The sequence below is a fragment of the Modestobacter marinus genome (assembly GCF_011758655.1).
Classification (GTDB): Bacteria; Actinomycetota; Actinomycetes; order Mycobacteriales; family Geodermatophilaceae; genus Modestobacter; species Modestobacter marinus.
Genome location: NZ_JAAMPA010000001.1, coordinates 1,374,619 through 1,393,817, shown reverse-complemented (window position 1 = coordinate 1,393,817; position 19,199 = coordinate 1,374,619). Strand labels below are relative to the sequence as shown.

Below are 19,199 nucleotides of genomic sequence, written 5' to 3'. Positions count from 1 at the left end.
ACTCAGCTGTCGCCGAGGACCTCGCGCAGCACCCGGGCGGCCAGCTCGTCCCCGCCGGCGGCGGCGATGGAGAAGTGCTCGACGGCGGTGTCGACGTCGCCGGTCTCCAGCAGCAGCACGGCGAGGTCGTGGTGGGCGTGCAGGTCCCCGCCCTCGACCCCGGCCCGGTACGCGGCCTCGGCGGCGACGGCGTCGTCCAGCTCGTCGCGGTACAGGTTGCCCAGCGGCAGCCAGCTCGCGAGCTCGCCGCGGGCAGCGCCGCGCTCCAGCACCGCCCGGGCCTCCTCGACCCGCCCGGTGCTGCGCAGCAGGTCGGCCAGGCCGGTGCGGGCGTGCTGGTGGTGGTCGGCGCCGACCCGCAGCTCCGGCTCGAGGGCGAGGTCGTGGCTCTCCTGCCAGCGCCAGCAGGCCAGGGTGGCGCGGGCCACCGGGTTGCCGGCGTCCGCGGCGACCTGCGCCCAGTGCCAGGCCGCCAGCTGCCGCCCGGACGACCGCAGCAGGTAGGCCAGCTCCAGCGCGGCCGGGTGCTCGCCGCGTTCGGCGGCCACCCGGAACGTCCGTTCCGCCTCGGCCGCGCGGTCCTGGCCCTGCAGCGCCCCGCTCAGCGCGGCCCAGCCCCCCGGCTCCCCGCGGTCGACAGCGGTCCGGGCGGCGGTCTCCGCCTCCGACCAGCAGCCCAGCCGCAGCAGCGCCCGCGCCAGGTCCAGCCAGGCGGCGTCCTGGCCGGCGTCGGCGGCCCGGCGGTGCGCCACGGCGGCCTCCGCCCAGCGGCCGAGGACGCCCAGGCAGGCGCCCAGGTGCCGGAGGGCGACCGGGTCGCCGTGCGCTGCCGCCGTGCCGAGCAGCTCGACCGCCTGCTCGTGGTCCCCCCGGTCGGCGAGCGCGCAGCCCCGGTCGACGAGGACGTCGACGTCGGGGCTGTTCTCCGGGTCCAGGGGCACGTCGGCAGTCTGTCGTGGTCACCGGGTCCGGCGCATGCCCCGAAGGGGCGGACCCACCCGTTCAGGGGGCCCAGTCCGGCGGGTCGGCCGGCTGCAGGTCGGGGTCGTCGGCGGCCAGCGTGCGCACCGGACCCGGCGTCGTCCGCGGCCCCTCGAACCGGACGGTCACCCGGTTGAGCCCGCTGCCCCACACCCAGCCCGAGCCGAGGTCGGGGTGGACGACGTCCTGCCCGGGGTACCAGGCGACGACGGCGCGCCCCGGCTCCGGGTCGGCCGGCAGCTCCACCGGCTCGGCCGGCTCGACCACCTCCACCGGCTCGACCACCTCCGCCGGCCCGGCGGCCTCGGCGAAGAGGTCGCCCTGCGCGTAGGGCGACAGCCCCGAGACGCCGACGCCGAGCAGGCGCAGGCCGCCGCTGCGGTCGACGGCGCCGAGCAGCCGGTGGGCGACCTCGGCGATCTGCCGGGGGTCGTCGACGGCGTGGGCCAGGGTCTGGGACCGGGTGAGGGTGCTGAAGTCGTAGCGGCGGACCTTGAGCGTCACGGTCCGCCCCGAGGTGCCCGAGCGCTGCAGCCGGCTGCCCACCCGGGTCGCCAGCGCCTCGATCTCGGCGGCCAGCCGGGCCGGGTCGGTCAGGTCACGGGCGAAGGTCTCCTCGGCGCTGACCGACTTCGCCTCCCGGTCGGTCACCACCGGCCGGTCGTCGTCGGCGCGGGCGAGCCGGTAGAGCCCTGCGCCGTGCGCCTGGCCGACCAGGCTGGTCAGGTCGACCAGCGAGAGCCGGTGCAGGTCGCCGATGGTCTTGACGCCGATCTGGGCCAGCCGCTCGGCGGTCGCCGGACCGACCCCGCCCAGCGCGCGCACCGGCAGGGGGTGCAGGACGGCGAGCTCCTCCCCGGGCGGGACGACGGTCAGCCCGTCCGGCTTGTCCAGCTCCGAGCCGATCTTGGCCACCGCCTTGGAGGTGCCGATCCCCACCGAACCGGTGACGCCACCGGTGGCGACGGCGATCCGGGCCTTCAGCTCAGCGGCCAGCGCGGTGACGCCGGGGACCGACAGGTCGTGGTCACCGGCGGCCAGGTCGACGTAGGCCTCGTCGATGGACACCGGCTCGACCAGCGGGGAGAGCTCGCGCAGCAGCGCCATCACCACCTCCGACGTCCGCCGGTAGGCGGCGAAGCGGCCGCCCAGGAAGGCGGTGCCGGGCGGGCAGAGCCGCCGCGCCTCGGCGGTGGGCATCGCGCTGCGCGCGCCGAACGCCCGGGCCTCGTAGGAGGCGGTGGAGACGACGCCGCGGCCCCCGGTGCCCCCGACGACGACCGGCCGGCCGCGCAGCGAGGGCTTGTCCCGCTGCTCGACGGCGGCGAAGAAGGCGTCCAGGTCCAGGTGCAGGATGCTGGGCTCCCGACGCACGCCCCCCATGATGCCGCGCGATGATGGCCGCATGGTCGAGCTCAGCAACTGGAGCCGGATGTCCCAGGAGGACCCGGCGCACTCTCCCGCGTACGTCGAGCGGTTCCGCCGGCTGGCCGCCGAGGGCGTGGACCTGGCGGGGGAGGCCCGGCTCGTCGACGCACTGCTGCCCCGGGGTGCGCGGGTGCTGGACGCCGGCTGCGGTCCCGGCCGGGTCGGCGCCGTCCTGTTCGACGCCGGGCACGAGGTGGTCGGGGTGGACGCCGACCCGGTGCTCGTCGCCGCCGCCGAGGCCGACCACCCGGGGCCCCGCTGGCTCGTCGGCGACCTGGCCGAGCTCGACCTGCCGGAGGAGTTCGACGGGATCGTCTGCGCCGGCAACGTGATGGCCTTCCTGGCGCCGAGCACCCGCGGCGAGGTGCTCCGCCGGTTCCGCACCCACCTGCGCCCGGACGGCCGGGCGGCGGTCGGTTTCGGCGCGGGACGCGGGTACCCCTTCGAGGAGTTCCTGGCCGACGCCGAGGGCGCCGGGCTGACCCCGGACGTGCTGCTGTCCACCTGGGACCTGCGGCCGTACTCCCCGGACGCCGACTTCCTGGTCGCGGTGCTGCGCAGGAGGTGACGCCCGGGGAGCCGGTCAGGGCCGCAGGGCCGGCTGCGGGTAGTTCAGCGACAGGAGCAGGTCCGGGTCGCTGATCGGCACCTCCCACACCGGTCCGGCGCCGTCGGGGTCGATGACCTCCGCACGGCCCAGGAACGCAGCCACCTGCGCCTGCCCCTGCAACGCCGCCGGGAGGGGCAGCTGGAGCAGGAAGGCATGCGGGTTGTTGGCGGCGTTCGCCGTCTTGTCGTTGCGGTACAGGCTGGTCCGTGACCACAGGTCGCCGGCGTCGATGACCGTGTACGACGTGGGGTTCGGCACCGTCTGGTCACCGAAGGCGATCTGGAAGAGGACCCGCTCCGGCTCGATCAACGGGGAGAAGGTCTCCGGGCTGCCCGGGCGGGACAGCCAGGTCGATCGGGCCAGGTACTCCTGGATGGCCACGGCTCCCGGGACGGTGACGGTCACCGGCCCCTCACCGCGCAGGGGCAGCTGCTCCTGGAAGAAGGTCCGGGTCGGGTCGGTGCTGTTGAGCAGCCCGGCGGCCTGCAGTGCCGCGGCGGTCAGTGGCCGGAAGGCCGGGGACAGCCGGGAGATCTCGGTGATCGGGCCCCCGGGGACGTTGAGCACCGAGCGGGTCACCGCCGGGTCCGCGCCGGTCAGCATGGTGCCGTAGATGCCGCCGAAGCTCTGGCCGAAGTAGGTCACGTCCTCGCCGGACAGGTCGGGTGTGCCGTCGCCATCGACGTCCGTGCCGCCCACCGAGCGGATCAGCGTCATGACGTCCGCCGCGGTCTGCCGCAGTGCGTCCCGGGAGGACTGGGCGGCGGCAGCGCCGGTGGCCGAGGACCCCTCCGTGCTGGCGATGGCCCCGTTGCCGTCCTGGTCGACGCCGCGACCGTAGGAGGGCAGCGTGACCGTGGTGCCGCCGCTGGTGACCGTGTAGGAGCTGTCCGGGCCGTACCCGTGCCCGACGACGTTCGTGCCGATGGTGGCGATGCCGTTCCGGCTGTTGGCGACGGCGGCGAGGAACACGTTGGTGTCGTTGGCGGTGAAACCGTGGCCGAAGACGGCCACCGGCCAGCCACCCGGGGGCGGCGGACCGGCGGGCAGCACGGCGACGAAGGGCAGCCGCTGCTGGCCCACCGGCGCCGGGCCGGCGTCCCGGGTCGGCGTCTGGGGGATCGTGACGTCGGGCGTCAGCCAGGTGGGGGCCAGGTAGGACCCGAAGACGACGGTCCCGCCGGTCGCCGCCTGCGGGATCAGCACGGGCGCGGTCACGTCGGTGGCGCCCTGGTCCTGCGTCCAGGTCACCGTGGTGCCGGTCGCCGGGAAGGCGCCCTCCACCCGCAGGTCCGGCTCGGCGATCCCGGCGGACCGGAAGGCGGAGCCGCTGTCGATCTGCCGCCGGAGGTCGAGCAGGCCGTCGGGGGCGCTCATCGTGGTGAACGACTCCTGGGTGCCCTTGTTCGACGGGCCGCCCTGCACCCGCAGCCGGTAGGTGGTGCCCGGGGCGAGCTGCTCGGCCGGGTGCGCGTACAGCGTGTTGGTCGCCGGATCCCAGACGACGCGGTCGACGCCGGTGCGCCAGCCGCCGCGCGCCTCCTGCACGGTGATCCGCGCGGCGGCCTGGGCCGGGTCCACCGCAGCGTCGTACTGAACGGCGATCCGCGGGTCGAGGTCGAACCCGTCGAGCTGGTTCAGCTGCTGCACCAGGCCGCAGCTGATCGGGGCACCGCAGTCGGTGGTCGGCAGCGCGACCCGGCGGCCGGTCAGCTGGCCCCGGTCGGGGACGGTGAGGTCGTCGGTGGGGAAGACCGAGACCGGTGTGGCCTTGACCGGGTTCGCGAGGGCTGGTGAGGCAACGGCTGAGAAGCCGGTGGTGAGGGCGAGCGCGCCGACGAGGGCAGCGGACGTCCGTCGCCAGGACAGTGGGGTCACGAGATCTCCATTGATCGGGGACCTCTTCATAGCCTGCTGTGCAACCGGTCACAACAGTGGGTAAGGGTGGGGCGTGACCCTCCTCCCCGACCCGGCGACCTTCTCCTGGCGGGGCGACCAGCCGTCGGCGGGCCGCACCCGGTTCGTCGCCACCGGAGCGCAGACCCGCGGCGACTTCGGGCTGTTCGAGGTGACGATGGCCCCGGGCGGCAGCGGCCCCGGGCCGCACCTGCACCGCACGTTCAGCGAGTCGTTCCACGTGCTCGAGGGGTCGCTGGCGGTGCTCGCGAATGGGGAGTGGACGACGGCGCACGCCGGTGACCTGGTCTACGTCCCCCGGTCCGGGGTGCACGGGTTCCGCTCGGTCGGCCCGGACGTCGGGGCGCGGTTCCAGATCCTCTTCACACCCGACATCCCGCGGGAGGAGTACTTCACCGGGCTACTGGAGCTGCACGCCGGTGGGCGCACCCCGTCGGTCGAGGAGATCGACGCGTTCGCGCTCCGGCACGACCAGCTCAACCTGCGGGACTGAGCCCGACGGTGCCGCTGCTCACCGTCGGCCACGGCCCCGACGACCGGGCCCGTCTGCTCGCCCGGCTCTCCGGGGCCGGGGTGCAGCAGCTCGTCGACGTCCGGCGGTTCCCGGGCAGCCGGGTCAACCCCGACGTCCGCCGGGAGGCGCTCACCGAGTGGCTCCCCGCCTCGGGCGTCGGCTACCGCTGGGAGGAACGGCTGGGCGGACGGCGCCGGATCCTCGCCGGCGAGCCGGTGGCCGACGGCTGGTGGACGGTGGCGCAGTTCGCCGCGTACGCCGCGCACACCCGCACCGCCGAGTTCGCCGACGCCCTGGGCGACGTGCTCACCGCCGCGGCCGACCGCACCGTGGCGGTGATGTGCAGCGAGAGCGTGTGGTGGCGCTGCCACCGGCGGCTGATCGCCGACGTGGTCGTGTTGGCCCGCGGGCTGACGGTGGACCACGTGATGCCCGACGGCCGGCTGACCCCGCACCGGCCCGCCGAGGGCGCCGTCCTCGGTGCGGACGGAGAGGTGAGCTGGCCCGGGTGAACCGGCCCGGTCACTCGCAGGCGGTGCCGTCCCCGTCGCCGTCCATCCGGTCGGACCAGCCCGGGTCACCGCGGTGCAGCGGCGCGGCGCCGGCCGCGCGGGCCGCCTCGCAGTTCGGGAACGGGTCGGCGGCCGGCGGTTCCGCGGGACCGTCGGCGGGCGGTTCCGCGGAACCGTCCGGAGTGGGTGCGGCCGGTGACGGGACCGGCTCGCCGGGGCAGGTGTCGAGCACGCGGGCGATGGCGTCGTGCTCGGCCTGGGTGACCCACAGGCCGTAGCCGGCCTTCACCGCGACCTGGCGGGCGACGTAGGCGCAGCGGTACCCGCGGTCGTCCGGCAGCCAGGTCGCGGCGTCGCCGTCACCCTTCTGCCGGTTGGCGGCGTAGTCGACGGCCAGCAGGTTCAGCGGGTCGTTGGCGAACGCGGTGCGCCGGTCCTCGTCCCAGCCGAAGGCCCCGGTCTGCCAGCCGTTGCTCAGCGCGACGACGTGGTCGATGTCGACGCTGCTGGCGTCGCCCTTCTGGAACTCGATGGTCTGGCCGGTGTAGGGGTCGACCAGCGTGCCGCTGACCACCACGCAGTCCTGCGTGCCGGGCCGGAACTGCTCTCCGGTGAGGTCGCGGGCCAGCACGTCGTTGCGGGTGTCGCAGCCGTTGCGGTCGACGTCGGCCCAGGTGGCGCCGAACTCGTTCCGGTCGTAGCCGGTCTTCGGCGCGCGGCCCTTGACCGGCAGGGTGGCCAGCACGTCGGTGGCCGGCTGCCCAGCCGTGGGGGCGCCGGACGTCGACTGCTGGGCGGCTTCGGAGACGGCGTCCGCGCCCGGGGTGGCCGGTGGTGCGCCGGCCGGCGCGCAGGCTGCGGTGCCGACCAGGGCCAGCGCAGCGAGCGCGGTCATGCGGTGTTTCACGTGGAGCCCCCGGGAGTCGGTCAGCCCCGACGGTAGGTCCCGTGCCGCGGTGATCCGTGGACCTGCCGGGCGCGCCGGGCGACGTGTCGCCACCCGGCGCGGGAGACCGAGCCCGGAACGGGCTCAGGTCGGGCGGGGGATCAGCCCTGGCCACCCCGACCGTTGCCGCCGCCGTTGCCGTTGCTCTTGCCGTTGCCGGTTGCGTCAGCGGTACCGGTCACCTCGACGACGTCGGCACTGTCCGCCTCGGGGGCGGGCGCGGGGGCAGGGGCAGGCTCGCCCTTGCTCGCCTTGTTGCGCGCTGCGGAGGAGACGGCCTGGCCGTGCTCCCGGCCCGTGGCGAAGCTGGACCTGGCGACCGATGAGACGGCCTGCCCGTGGTTGGCCGGGGCCGACGGCTCGGCCGGCACCTCAGGGGCCGTAGGCTCCTCGGTCGGCGTCGGCTCGGGGGTCGGCTCGGGGGTCGGCTCGGTGGTCGGCTCGGCCGTCGGGTCGGTGGTCGGGTCGGCCGTGGGCTCCGGGGTCTCCGTCTCCTCGGGGACCGCGGTCGGCTCGGGGGCGTCCGAGGGCTCGTCTGCCACGTCCGTGGGCTCGGGAGCGGCGGTCGGCTCCTCGGTGCTGACCTCGGTGACCACCGGCTCGGCGGCCGCGGTGACCACCTGGGTGGTCACCGCAGCGCCGCCACCGGCCACGACGAGCGCCGTCGCGCCGACCGCCACCTTCCCAGCGAGTGAGGCGGAGAGGGCCTTGGCGAACAGGCCGGACAGGAGCGAGAGCACAGGGGACCTCCAGGTCGTGGATGCAGCGTTCCTGGAGCATCGGCAGCAGGGCACCGATGGTTGAGTCGCTGGGGTCTCGTATCCCCGATCGGGTGGACGCCGATCAGTTGGCCATGTCCACGAAGCGTGAGTAGTGGCCCTGGAAGGCGACGGTGACGTTGGCGGTGGGGCCGTTGCGGTGCTTGACCAGCATGATGTCGGCCTCGCCGGCCCGCGGGGACTCCTTCTCGTACATGTCCTCGCGGTGGATCATCATCACCATGTCGGCGTCCTGCTCGATCGAGCCGGACTCACGGAGGTCGGACAGCATCGGCTTCTTGTCCTGACGCTGCTCCGAGCCACGGTTCAGCTGCGACATGGCGATCACCGGCAGCTCGAGCTCCTTGGCCAGCAGCTTCAGTGCACGGGAGAACTCCGAGACCTCCTGCTGGCGGCTCTCCACCTTCTTGCCCGAGGTCATCAGCTGCAGGTAGTCGATGACGATGAGCTTGAGGTCGTTGCGCTGCTTGAGCCGCCGCGCCTTCGCCCGGATCTCCATCATCGTCATGTTCGGTGAGTCGTCGATGTAGAGCGGGGCATCGGCGATCTCGCCCATCCGGCGGGCCAGCTTCGACCAGTCCTCGTCGGACAGCGTGCCGGCGCGCATGTGGTGCAGCGGCACCTTCGCCTCGGCCGACAGCAGACGCATGGTGATCTCGTGCTTGCTCATCTCGAGCGAGAAGATCGCCGCCGGCATGTGGTGCTTGACCGTGGCCGACCGCGCGATGTCCAAGCCCAAGGTCGACTTGCCCACCCCAGGTCGGGCCGCGATGACCACCATCTGGCCGGACTGCAGGCCGTTGGTGAGCTCGTCGAGGTCACGGATCCCGGTGGGGACACCCCGCGCCGTGCCGCCCCGGGAGGCGATCGCGTCGAGCTCGTCCATCGTCGGCTGCAGGACGTCGGCGAGGCGGGAGTAGTCCTCGCTCATCCGCTTCTCGGTGACGTCGTAGATCTCCTGCTGGGCGCGGTCGACGATGTCGTCGACGTCGCCCTTCCCGCCGGCCGCGCCGTAGCCCAGCTGCACGACCCGGGTGCCGGCCTCGACCAGGCGTCGCAGCACCGCCTGCTCGGCGACGATCGCCGCGTAGTAGCCGGCGTTCGCCGCGGTCGGGGTGGAGGCGATGAGCGTGTGCAGGTAGACCGCGCCGCCCATCTTCGACAGCTGGTCGGTGCGGTTCAGCTCCGCGGCGACGGTGATCGCGTCGGCGGGCTCACCGCGGCCGTACAGGTCGAGGATGACGTCGAAGACGACCTGGTGTGCCGGCCGGTAGAAGTCGGGGCCCGCCAGGACCTCCACGACGTCGGCGATCGCGTCCTTGCTCATCAGCATGCCGCCGAGCACCGACTGCTCCGCAGCGACGTCCTGAGGGGGCTGCCGGTCGTACTCCGGAGCCGTGGCCCTCGGCCTGCTGATGTCGTCGACGACCGCCACGCTGATGTCCTCCTCGTCCCGCCGCCCACCGAGACCGGGAGGTCTCCTGCGGCGCGCCCTGCTCCCACTGCCGTTCGAACGTCCGTTCGGACAACAGCTACCACCGGGCGCCGACAGTTCGCGCCCGGCGGTAGCTGGGGTGACGTTAGGAACCGGGGAGGGGGCACGTCCAACACCGCTGTGCACGCCGATCTGCACAACTTGTGGACAAGTCGGTGGACAGGGACGGTCACCGTGTGGAGACCGTGGTGGACCCACGGACGTCGTGTCCCCGCCACCCCCTCGTCACCTGCGCCGGAGCCTGTCCCGGGGTGTGGACAGGAGAAATCCGGCAACTCCCGGCGAATCCGCAGGCCCGGGCGTGTCGCCGGATCCCCGCAGGTCACACGGGTAACGGCGCGGGAGCGGACCAACCGCTCCGGATGCGGGCGGCCTCCGGGTGCGCGCGACGCGCCGGCGGGCGTCGTTCACCCGCCGTCCACCCGGAGGCCCGGCCGTGTCGACACGGGAGGGCGCCCATCGGACCCCGGGAACGCCACGAGGGGCGCCGGACCGGAGTCCGACGCCCCTCGCGTGGGCGGTGCTGTTGTCAGCCGGCGACGACGTCCACGGTCACCGGCACGGAGACCTCGGGGTGGACCCGCACCGTGACGGTGTGGGTGCCGAGGCTCTTGATGCTGCTGGGCAGCTCGATCCGGCGCCGGTCGAGCTCCGGGCCACCGGACGCGGTCACCGCGGCGGCGACGTCGGCGGTGGTGATGCGGCCGAACAGGCGGCCGCCGTCACCGGAGCGGGCCGGCAGCGTGACGTTCAGCCCGGAGAGGCGCCCGGCGACTGCCTGGGCCTCCTCGAGGGAGCGCACGTCCCGGGCCGCCCGGGCCCGGCGCAGGCTGTCGACCTGCTTCTCGGCACCCCGGGTGGCCAGCATGGCCAGCCCGCGGGGCAGGAGGTAGTTGCGGGCGTACCCGCCCTTGACCTCGACGGTGTCGCCGGAGGACCCGAGACCGGTGACCTCCTGCGTGAGGATCAGCTTCATGGTGCTCATGATCAGCGCGCCGTGGAGGTGTAGGGCAGCAGTGCCATCTCGCGGCTGTTCTTCACGGCCACGGCGACGTCACGCTGGTGCTGGCTGCAGTTGCCGCTGACGCGGCGGGCACGGATCTTGCCGCGGTCGGAGATGAACTTCCGCAGCAGGGTCGTGTCCTTGTAGTCGATGTAGGTCGCCTTGTCCTTGCAGAACTGGCAGACCTTCTTCTTGATCTTGCGGGGGGGAGGCTTCGGCACTGGGTTCTCCAGAGTTCAGTACGGGGAGATCAGAAAGGGGGTTCGTCGGACGACGCCGGCGGGGTGGACCAGGGGTCGCTGGCTCCGCCACCGGAGAAGCCACCACCGCCACCGCCACCGCTGTTGCCGCCGCCGCCGAACCCACCGCCGCCGCCACCGTCGCTGCGTGCAGCGCGGGTGACCTTGGCGGTGGCGTACCGCAGGGAGGGGCCGATCTCGTCGACCTCCAGCTCGATGACGGTGCGCTTCTCGCCTTCCTTCGTGTCGAAGGAACGCTGCTTGAGCCGCCCCGACACGATGACCCGCGAACCGCGGGTGAGGGACTCGGCGACGTTCTCCGCGGCCTGACGCCAGACGTTGCAGCGGAGGAACAGCGCCTCGCCGTCCTTCCACTCCTGCGACTGGCGGTCGAAGGTGCGGGGAGTCGAGGCGACGGTGAAGTTGGCGACGGCGGCGCCGGACGGGGTGAACCGCAGCTCCGGGTCGGCCGTCAGGTTCCCGATGACGGTGATGACGGTCTCGCCGGCCATGGTCAGTGGACCTCGGGCCGCATCAGCTTGGTGCGCAGGATGGACTCGTTGAGGTTCAGCTGGCGGTCCAGCTCGGCGACGGCGGCCGGCTCGGCCTGGATGTCGACGATCGCGTAGATGCCCTCGGCGTTCTTGTCGATCTCGTAGGCCAGCCGGCGGCGGCCCCAGATCTCGGTCTTGACGGTGCCACCGGAGTTGGTGACGACGGTCAGGAAACGATCCAGGCTGGGAGCGATGGTGCGCTCCTCGAGCTCAGGGTCGAGGATGATCATCAGTTCGTAGTGACGCACGGAGAACCCCACCTCCTCTGGTCTCAGCGGCCGCAGAGTGTCTGCAGCAGGAGGGTCGTACACGCGTCGCGCGCCCGGACCTGCTGCGGAGCAGGAGAGGACGCGCACCGGACAGGCTACCAGCGGGCTCGGCAGGGCGTGTGCGTCGGACCGTCGCTCTACGCTCCCCGGGTGACCGAACAGCTGATCGGCGTGCACGTCGGACCGGGCCTGGCCGAGGAGAACGAGCTGCTCGACGGCGGCCCGCTGGCCCGCGCCGCCGAGCTGGACGCCGACGCGGTGCAGGTCTTCCTGGCCGACCCGCAGGGCTGGAAGGCCCCGAAGCCGCGCCCGGACGCCGAGGCGCTGCTCGGCTCGGACGTCGCCGTCTTCGTGCACGCCCCCTACGTGCTCAACGTCGCCTCGACCAACAACCGGATCCGCATCCCCAGCCGCAAGCTGCTCGGCCAGCACGCCCAGGCGTCGGCCGCCATCGGTGCCCGGGGCATGGTCGTGCACGGCGGGCACGTGCTGGCCAAGGACGACCCGGCGGCCGGGGTCGACAACTGGCGCAAGACCTTCGCCCGGCAGGCCGAGGAGGGAGGCTTCGGCGTCCCGGTGCTCATCGAGAACACCGCCGGCGGGGACAACGCCATGGCCCGTGAGCTCGGCGCCGTCGCCCGGCTGTGGGAGGCGGTGGGGGAGTTCGGCGCGGGTTTCGTGCTGGACACCTGCCACGCCTGGGCCGCGGGCTGGGACCTGGCCCGGGTGGTGGACGACGTGCGGGCGGTCACCGGCCGGATCGACCTGGTGCACCTGAACAACAGCCGGGACCCCGCCGGCTCCGGTCGTGACCGGCACGCGCCGCTGACCGCGGGGGAGATCCCGCTGGAGCTGCTGGTGGGCGTGGCCCGCGCCGCCGGCGCCCCCGTCGTCCTGGAGACCCCCGGTGACTCCGCGGGTCACGCCGAGGAGGTCGCCCTGCTGCGCGAGGCCCTCGCCGGCTGAGCCCGGCCCACCGGTCGCGGGAGCACCCACCGGTCGGGGGCGCCGTCGAGGACGCCGCCGGCGGGGTCGTCGGTGCCCGGCCAGCTGCGTCGCACCAGGTCCCGGTCCGGTGACCACACCTCCCGCACGACCAGCGCCATCAGGACGAGGACGGCGACGTCGCGGACCACCACGGCGAGGTAGAACCACTCGACGCCCACGCCGTTGGAGTCGGCGCCGAGGTAATAGAGCATGGTCATCATCCAGACCAGCACCTCGGTCGCCTGCCAGAGCAGCAGCGAGCGCCAGCGCGGGCGGGCCAGCACGGCCAGCGGCAGCAGCCACAGCGAGAACTGCGGGCTCCACACCTTGTTGAGCAGCAGGAACGCCGCGACCAGCAGGAACGCCAGCTGCGGCAGCCGCGGGCGCAGCGGGGCCGCCAGGGCCAGCCAGGCCACGGCCGCGGCCGACAGCAGCAGCAGCACCGCGACGGTCGCGTTGAGCACCGACGGCGTCTGCCCCTCGGCGAGCGGGCCGTCGAGGATCCGGTCACCGGTCAGGTCCAGGGCGATCGCCCAGACGCTCTCCGGGTTCGCCGGCCGGACGTCGCTGAAGGTGAAGAACCGGGCCCAGTTCTCCGGCGCGGCGAGGGCGACGGGCAGGTTCACCGCCAGCCAGGCCAGCCCGGCGGCCACGATCGTGGACAGCCACGCCCGCAGCCGGCCCGCGCGCAGGCACAGCACGAAGAGCACGCCGAGGACGATCACCGGGTAGAGCTTCGCCGCGATCCCCAGCCCGATCAGCACGCCGGCCGGCACCGGGTGCCGGCGGGCCCAGGCCCACATGCCGAGGGTGGTCAGGGCGACGGCCAGCAGGTCCCAGTTGGTGAAGGCGTGCACCAGCAGCAGCGGCGACAGCGCGACCATCGCGGCGTCCCAGGGCCGGCGGCCGGCCAGGCCGAGGACGCCGCGGGTGACCAGCAGCGCCAGTGCCGACAGCAGCAGGCAGGTGACGACGTAGAAGCTCTCCACCGGGACGGTGGACAGGCCCGTCGCGAGCCCGTCCCAGCCCCGCGCGACCACCGCGGCGAGCTGCATCAGCCCACCGGTGAGCACCGGGTACTCGACGGCGGAGTCCAGGTAGGGCACCTGCCCGTCGTCGATCCCATGGGTGAAGAACAGCGCGACGGCATCGGTGTAGCAGAAGTGGGTGTACTGCTTGCTGCCCGTCCAGTTGCCGGCGGCGCACGGCGCCTGCTTGGCCCAGGCCAGGCCGAGCACGACCACGGTGAACAGCAGGCACACCCGCAGTGGGGTCCAGAAGCGGGCCCGCCCGGTGACGGCGTGCCGCCCCCAGGGGCCGCCCACCGCCTCGCTGGCCTGCACCGCCACCGGGTCGGTCCAGGACGGCACGATGCGGTCCGGCCCCGGCGGCACGGACACCTCGGGCCCGCCCCCCAGCCGGTCGGCCGGGACGGACGGGCCCGTCGGTGTCGCACTCACGCGGTCAGTCTGCCTGCTGCCCCGGTCAGCCGTTCGTCCCTGTGGGGACCGGCGTCCCGGTGGGTGCCGGCGTCGTCGGGGCCGGGTTGGCCGGCGTCGTCGGGGTGACCGTCGCCGTCGGCTCCTCCGGCGCCGTCGTGGTGACGGGGGCCGGGGCGGGGCTCGACGTCCGGCTGGGGGCCGGGGCCTGGGTGGTGACCGGCGCCGGCTCCTCGCTCGGGGTCGGGGCCGGGGCCTCCGTGGTCGGCTCCGGGATGCTCCGGTCCGGGTCGCCCTGGATCAGCGCCTTCGTCGGGAGCGGCTCCTCGGGGGTGCCGGCGAGCACGGTGTCCATGAACTCCTGCCAGATCTCCCCCGGCAGGCCCGAGCCGTAGATGATGTTGCCCCGGGCGTTGACGATGGCCTCGGTGCCCTTCGACCCCACCCACACCGCGGTGGAGATCGACGGGGTGTACCCCACCATCCAGGCGTCGGAGTTGTCGGTCCGGTTCGCGCCCTGGGTCCCGGTCTTCGCCGCGACCGGCCGGTCGCCGGCCAGCGGCAGCTTGGAGCTCTCGGCCACGTCGGTCAGGGCGAAGGTGACGTCGCTGGCGACCTCGGCCGAGACCGCCTGGGTGGAGGCGGTCGTCCCGGTGCCCAGCACCGTGCCGGCGCTGTCGGCGACCGTGGCCACGAAGTGCGTGGCGTGGTGCACGCCGCCGGCGGCGAAGGTGGCGAAGCCGGCGGCCTGCTGGATCGGCCGGACCGGGTACTCCCCGATGCCGATCGAGCCACCGGTGGTGTCGGTCTTCGGGATGCTGAGCGTCTCGTACCCGGTCAGGTCCTCGGGCACCGTGGGGTCGTCCCGGTTCGGGTCCCACGTCGCCGGCAGGCCGGCGATCTCCCGCGCCGTCTCGGCGACCACCTCGGGGCCGACGTCGTAGGCCAGGCCGTAGAACGTGGTGTTCAGCGACCGGGTCATCGCCTCCTTGAGCGTGCAGTTGCCGCACTGCGCGTTGCTGGAGTTGACCACCGGCAGCCCGGGCCGGTCGGGGAACTCCTGCGGGGAGCTGCCGTCGCGGCGGGTGTTGACGCTGTACCCGTTCTCCAGCGCGGCAGCGAGGGTGTACGGCTTGAACGACGAGCCCGGCTGCTTGAGCGCCTGCGCGTAGTCGGTGGTGTCGGCCTCCGGGTCCTCGCTGCTGCTCGCCGCGTTGCCGTAGTAGGCCAGCACGCCCCCGGTGTCCGGGTCGACCGCGACCAGCGCCTCCCGCAGGTTCTCCGGCTCACCGGCCATCACGCCGTCCACGGCGGCGACCGCGGCGTCCTGCTTGGCCTTGTCGACGGTGGTGGTGATCCGGAGACCGGCGGAGTAGATGTCGTCGCGGGTGTAGCTGAACGGCTGGCGCTCCAGCTCGTCGAGGACCTGGCGCACGATCAGCCCCTCGGGGCCGGTCGGGATGCCGGAGCTGCTGCCGGTGTTGGGCAGCACCGCCGGGTAGACCGCGGCCTCGCGTGCCGCCGCATCCAGCCAGCCCTGCTCGACCATCGCGTCCAGCACCAGGCCCCAGCGCTGCTGGGCACCCTCCGGGTTGGTCTCCGGGTCGTTGGCGCTGGGGTTGCGGATCAGGACGGCGAGCACCGCGCCCTGCTCGGGGGTGAGCTGAGCGGCGGGGACGCCGAAGTAGGTCGTGGCCGCCGCCTCGATGCCGTAGGCGCCGCGGCCGAAGTAGATGGTGTTGAGGTAGTTCTCGAGGATCTGCTCCTTCGAGTACTCGTTGTCCAGCTTGACCGCGAGGAAGAGCTCCTTGAACTTCCGGCTGAAGGTCTGGTCGGAGGTCAGGAAGGCGTTCTTCACGTACTGCTGGGTGATGGTGGAGCCACCCTGGGTGGAACCACCGGTCAGGTTGTTCCACGCCGCCCGGACGATGCCGGTGAAGGAGATGCCCGGGTCGGTGTAGAAGGCCCGGTTCTCCGCGGCGAGCACGGCGTTCTGGGCCGGCTCGGAGACCTGGTCGAGGGTGACGTTCGTCCGGTTCTCGTTGCCCAGCCGGGCCATCTCGGTGACGCCGTCGGCGTAGTAGACGACCGTCGTCTGGTCGTTCTGCACCGACTCGGCCGTGGGCACCTCGGTCGTGGCGTAGACGACACCGACGAAGACGCCCAGCAGAACCAGCATGCTCAGGAAGGCGCCGGCGAGCACCTTCGGCCAGCGCCGGCGCCTCTGCTTCGCGCCCTTCTTCTTCCCGCCACCGGGCGGCCGGCTGCTGCCCCCGGGCCGCCGGCCGCCCGTCGGCGGCTTCACCGGGGGACGTCCACCGCCGCCGCCCCCACCGGACCGGGCCGCCGGGCGCGCACCACCGTCACGGGACGCCGTCGTCCGGGCCCGGGCCGCCGGTGGACGGCGGACACCGGCGCCACCACTGCCCCCGGAGCCGGCGCGGGCCCGGGCCGGCGGTGGACGGCGGACCGATCCGGCACCGGGGGTGACGCGGGCGGTCTCGTCGTGGGGAGGCACGCGGTGGGCCCCTTCCTGCAGGTCGGAGGGTGCTCAGGCGCCGGAGTGCTCGCGGCGCCTGCGCCCCCAGGGTGGCGTCTTCAGCTGTGCGTCGGCTGGGAGCGCGTCAGCCCGGCCGAGGCGGGACGCCGCCGGGCGGCGGTCCTCGCGTGGTGCACGTCCCGGCGACCCAGCGCGTGGTCCAGCACCGGACGACGACGTCCGGGCGCGTCGCCAATGTACGCACCGACCAGCGGTCCACGACCTCCTCCACAGGTCGACACGGGGCGGGTGGGACGCCGGTGACCTCGTCGTCCGACTTGCGTGCGGTGCTGCGGTCGGATGTATCGTGCCGATACATCGATCCGGTGAACGCCGGCAGACCAGGAGGTGGCGCCGTGCTCGAGTTCGCCATCCTGGGGCTGCTGCAGCAGTCGCCGATGCACGGTTACGAGCTGCGCAAGGAGCTGGCCGCCGTCCTCGGGGGGCTCCGGTCGATCTCCTACGGCTCGCTCTACCCGGCCCTCAAGCGCCTGCAGGCCGCCGGCCTGATCGCCAGCGACGACCCGACCCCGCGGTCGCTGCTGCCCGCCGACGCCCCCGCGCTCACCGGCCGGCGCGGCAAGGTCGTCTACGCGATCACCGCCGAGGGCAAGGAGCGCTTCGCCGACCTGGTCAGCCAGACCGGCCCCGAGGCCTACGACGACGAGGGCCGCTTCGGCGTCCACCTCGCCTTCTTCCGGCACACCGCCGCCGACGTGCGGCTGCGCATCCTGGAGGGCCGCCGGCGCACCGTCGAGCGCCAGCGCGACCGGCTCATGGACTCGCTGCGCCGCACCCAGGAGAAGCTCGACCGCTACACCCTCGAGCTGCAGCGGCACGGCCTGGACTCCGTCGACCGCGAGGTCCGCTGGCTCACCGAGCTCATCGACAGCGAGCGCGACGACAACGCGCGAGCCGAGGCCGCCCGGAACCCCCCGGACGACGCCACCAGCTGAGCGTCGCCCCCCTGAACTGCACCACCGGAACCACTGCACCGCACGAACCGCACACAGTCCGGACCCGGGTCGGGTCCGTCGGAGGGAGTCAGTCCATGGCATCGGTCAAGGTCGCCATCGTCGGCGTCGGCAACTGCGCCGCGTCGCTCGTCCAGGGCGTCGAGTACTACCGGGACGCCGACGAGACCGCGTCGGTCCCCGGCCTCATGCACGTCCGGTTCGGCGATTACCACGTCTCCGACGTCCAGTTCGTCGCCGCGTTCGACGTCGACGCCAAGAAGGTCGGCCGCGACCTCTCCGAGGCGATCGTCGCCAGCGAGAACAACACCATCAAGATCGCCGACGTGCCGCCGCTGGGCGTCACCGTGCAGCGCGGCACCACCCTCGACGGGCTGGGCAAGTACTACCGCGAGATCGTCGAGGAGTCCGACGAGCAGCCGGTGGACATGGTCGCGGCGCTCCGCGAGTCCGGCGCCGACGTGCTGGTCTGCTACCTCCCGGTCGGCTCCCAGCAGGCCGCCGAGCACTACGCCCAGGCCGCGATCGACGCCGGCGTCGCCTTCGTCAACGCGCTGCCGGTCTTCATCGCCGGCACCAAGAGGTGGGCCGACAAGTTCAACGCCGCGGGCGTGCCGATCGTCGGTGACGACATCAAGAGCCAGGTCGGCGCCACCATCACCCACCGGGTGCTGGCCAAGCTGTTCGAGGACCGCGGCGTGCAGCTGGACCGCACGATGCAGCTCAACGTCGGCGGCAACATGGACTTCAAGAACATGCTCGAGCGCGAGCGCCTGGAGTCCAAGAAGATCTCCAAGACCCAGTCGGTCACCAGCCAGGTCGACCGGGACATGGGCAAGGGCAACGTGCACATCGGCCCCTCGGACCACGTGCCGTGGCTGTCGGACCGCAAGTGGGCCTACGTCCGCCTGGAGGGCCGCGCGTTCGGCGACGTCCCGCTGAACCTGGAGTACAAGCTCGAGGTCTGGGACTCCCCGAACTCGGCCGGCATCATCATCGACGCCGTCCGGGCCGCGAAGATCGCCAAGGACCGGGGCATCGGCGGACCGATCCTGTCCGCGTCGTCCTACTTCATGAAGAGCCCGCCGGAGCAGTACAGCGACAGCGAGGCCCGGGACGCCGTCGAGGCCTTCATCCGCGGCGACGTCGAGCGCTGAACTCAGCAGCACCGGACGGCCCGCACCCCCCTCGGGGTGCGGGCCGTTCCGCATCCCGGGCCCGCACCGGCTCCTAGTGTTGGGGCATGCCACCGCGTCGCCCGCCACTGCTCGTGCCGTCCCTGCTGGTGGCGCTGACCCTGCTGGCCGGGTGCGGGGACGACGAGACCGCCCCGCGCGTCCCCGGCGACCCGGTGAGCTCGGCGGAGGCCGAGGTCCTCGGCCAGGTCCTCCGGGCCGACCACGAGGAGGGCGGCGCCGACTTCGAGGTGACCGCCCCCTACGCCGAGGGCGCCGTCCTCACCCTCACCGGCGAGATCGACTTCGCCGAGGGGATCGGTCGGGCGCAGGCGGTCACCAGCTACGCCGACGGGCGCCCCGAGGACACCCGCACCCTCTTCTTCACCGCCGAGGACCTGTGGCAGGGCGACGTCCCCGGGCTGACCGAGGCGCTCGAGCAGGCCGGGCTCCCGGACGCCACCTACGTGCGCCGGCCGATCGCCACCACGCAGGCCGGCGGCACCGCCTCGCTGCTGGACGTGCTGGTCCAGATGGTGCCCAAGCTCGCCGCACCGACGGCGGACGACCCGGCGTCCTTCGCCGGCTACACCTGGGCGGGCAGCCGGTCGATCAACGGGGAGCTGTCCTCGGTCTTCCAGAACCCCACCGGGACGACGATCGCCGTGGCCGCGGACAGCCAGCTGCTGGTGCAGTACGCGACCACGCTGCAGGACGTCCCCATCACCATCACCCTGGCCGACCACGGCGAGCGGGACATCACGCTCCCGGCCGACAGCGACACGGTGAGCCTCACGGAGCACCCGGAGATCGCCGCCGCCCTGGGCCTGTGACCGGC

General features: G+C 73.5%; 19 protein-coding genes. 7 read left to right on the top strand and 12 right to left on the bottom strand.

From position 1 onward, the window contains the following. Positions 1 to 2 precede the first annotated feature (2 nt). Both FB380_RS06585 and FB380_RS06580 read right to left on the bottom strand, forming a co-directional pair. Positions 3 to 941: a tetratricopeptide repeat protein gene (locus tag FB380_RS06585; protein WP_166754375.1), complete on the bottom strand. Its 939-nt coding sequence runs from the start codon at positions 939 to 941 to the stop codon at positions 3 to 5. 61 nt (positions 942 to 1,002) lie between these two features. Continuing rightward, complete coding sequence (locus FB380_RS06580) at positions 1,003 to 2,355, bottom strand: DNA polymerase IV (protein WP_188959485.1); 1,353 nt, start codon at positions 2,353 to 2,355, stop codon at positions 1,003 to 1,005. Positions 2,356 to 2,386: 31 nt separating this feature from the next. Here FB380_RS06580 and FB380_RS06575 point away from each other — a divergent pair, with 31 nt between their 5' ends. Then, complete coding sequence (locus FB380_RS06575) at positions 2,387 to 2,977, top strand: class I SAM-dependent methyltransferase (protein WP_166754373.1); 591 nt, start codon at positions 2,387 to 2,389, stop codon at positions 2,975 to 2,977. Positions 2,978 to 2,992: 15 nt separating this feature from the next. On the opposite strand, the gene FB380_RS06570 is transcribed toward FB380_RS06575, so the two are convergent. Next, the gene (locus tag FB380_RS06570; RefSeq protein WP_166754372.1) at positions 2,993 to 4,897 is read right to left on the bottom strand and encodes a hypothetical protein; all 1,905 of its coding nucleotides are present in this window, start codon (positions 4,895 to 4,897) and stop codon (positions 2,993 to 2,995) included. A gap of 73 nt (positions 4,898 to 4,970) precedes the next feature. Here FB380_RS06570 and FB380_RS06565 point away from each other — a divergent pair, with 73 nt between their 5' ends. Then, the gene (locus tag FB380_RS06565; RefSeq protein WP_166754371.1) at positions 4,971 to 5,429 is read left to right on the top strand and encodes a cupin domain-containing protein; all 459 of its coding nucleotides are present in this window, start codon (positions 4,971 to 4,973) and stop codon (positions 5,427 to 5,429) included. A gap of 8 nt (positions 5,430 to 5,437) precedes the next feature. Next, complete coding sequence (locus tag FB380_RS06560) at positions 5,438 to 5,962, top strand: DUF488 domain-containing protein (RefSeq protein WP_166754370.1); 525 nt, start codon at positions 5,438 to 5,440, stop codon at positions 5,960 to 5,962. A gap of 10 nt (positions 5,963 to 5,972) precedes the next feature. Here FB380_RS06560 and FB380_RS06555 read toward each other — a convergent pair whose 3' ends face one another. The 7 genes from FB380_RS06555 to rpsF form a co-directional block, all read right to left on the bottom strand. After that, on the bottom strand, positions 5,973 to 6,857 hold the full coding sequence (locus FB380_RS06555; protein WP_166754369.1) for a GmrSD restriction endonuclease domain-containing protein: 885 nt from the start codon (positions 6,855 to 6,857) through the stop codon (positions 5,973 to 5,975). Between the two features lie 152 nt (positions 6,858 to 7,009). Beyond that, positions 7,010 to 7,648 (bottom strand): hypothetical protein, encoded by a 639-nt coding sequence (locus tag FB380_RS24105; protein ID WP_188959484.1) that lies wholly within the window; start codon positions 7,646 to 7,648, stop codon positions 7,010 to 7,012. A 103-nt stretch (positions 7,649 to 7,751) separates the two neighbouring features. Further along, positions 7,752 to 9,122, bottom strand: coding sequence for a replicative DNA helicase (dnaB, locus tag FB380_RS06545; RefSeq protein ID WP_166754368.1), 1,371 nt, complete (start codon positions 9,120 to 9,122; stop codon positions 7,752 to 7,754). 589 nt (positions 9,123 to 9,711) lie between these two features. Continuing rightward, on the bottom strand, positions 9,712 to 10,158 hold the full coding sequence (gene rplI / locus FB380_RS06540) for a 50S ribosomal protein L9 (RefSeq protein ID WP_166754367.1): 447 nt from the start codon (positions 10,156 to 10,158) through the stop codon (positions 9,712 to 9,714). 11 nt (positions 10,159 to 10,169) lie between these two features. Beyond that, positions 10,170 to 10,406 (bottom strand): 30S ribosomal protein S18, encoded by a 237-nt coding sequence (gene rpsR / locus FB380_RS06535; protein WP_036333041.1) that lies wholly within the window; start codon positions 10,404 to 10,406, stop codon positions 10,170 to 10,172. 29 nt (positions 10,407 to 10,435) lie between these two features. Next, a complete protein-coding gene (locus tag FB380_RS06530; RefSeq protein ID WP_166754366.1) occupies positions 10,436 to 10,936 on the bottom strand; it encodes a single-stranded DNA-binding protein in 501 nt (166 codons plus the stop codon). 2 nt (positions 10,937 to 10,938) lie between these two features. After that, positions 10,939 to 11,226, bottom strand: coding sequence for a 30S ribosomal protein S6 (gene rpsF / locus FB380_RS06525; protein ID WP_166754365.1), 288 nt, complete (start codon positions 11,224 to 11,226; stop codon positions 10,939 to 10,941). A 171-nt stretch (positions 11,227 to 11,397) separates the two neighbouring features. Here rpsF and FB380_RS06520 point away from each other — a divergent pair, with 171 nt between their 5' ends. After that, complete coding sequence (locus tag FB380_RS06520; protein WP_229681764.1) at positions 11,398 to 12,213, top strand: deoxyribonuclease IV; 816 nt, start codon at positions 11,398 to 11,400, stop codon at positions 12,211 to 12,213. Here the strand turns inward: FB380_RS06520 and FB380_RS06515 are convergent. Together FB380_RS06515 and FB380_RS06510 are read right to left on the bottom strand one after the other, a co-directional pair. After that, the gene (locus FB380_RS06515; protein ID WP_229681763.1) at positions 12,168 to 13,694 is read right to left on the bottom strand and encodes a glycosyltransferase family 87 protein; all 1,527 of its coding nucleotides are present in this window, start codon (positions 13,692 to 13,694) and stop codon (positions 12,168 to 12,170) included. The genes FB380_RS06520 and FB380_RS06515 overlap by 46 nt on opposite strands. Positions 13,695 to 13,719: 25 nt before the next feature. Beyond that, positions 13,720 to 15,978: a transglycosylase domain-containing protein gene (locus tag FB380_RS06510; RefSeq protein ID WP_229681762.1), complete on the bottom strand. Its 2,259-nt coding sequence runs from the start codon at positions 15,976 to 15,978 to the stop codon at positions 13,720 to 13,722. A gap of 590 nt (positions 15,979 to 16,568) precedes the next feature. Between FB380_RS06510 and FB380_RS06505 the strand changes: the two genes are divergently transcribed. The 3 genes from FB380_RS06505 to FB380_RS06495 all read left to right on the top strand — a co-directional run bounded on the left by FB380_RS06505 (position 16,569) and on the right by FB380_RS06495 (position 19,194). Further along, positions 16,569 to 17,168, top strand: coding sequence for a PadR family transcriptional regulator (locus FB380_RS06505; protein WP_166754363.1), 600 nt, complete (start codon positions 16,569 to 16,571; stop codon positions 17,166 to 17,168). 95 nt (positions 17,169 to 17,263) lie between these two features. Beyond that, positions 17,264 to 18,343, top strand: a complete 1,080-nt coding sequence (locus FB380_RS06500) for an inositol-3-phosphate synthase (RefSeq protein WP_166754362.1) — start codon at positions 17,264 to 17,266, stop codon at positions 18,341 to 18,343. A gap of 86 nt (positions 18,344 to 18,429) precedes the next feature. Further along, positions 18,430 to 19,194, top strand: a complete 765-nt coding sequence (locus FB380_RS06495; RefSeq protein WP_166754361.1) for a hypothetical protein — start codon at positions 18,430 to 18,432, stop codon at positions 19,192 to 19,194. Positions 19,195 to 19,199: the final 5 nt, after the last annotated feature.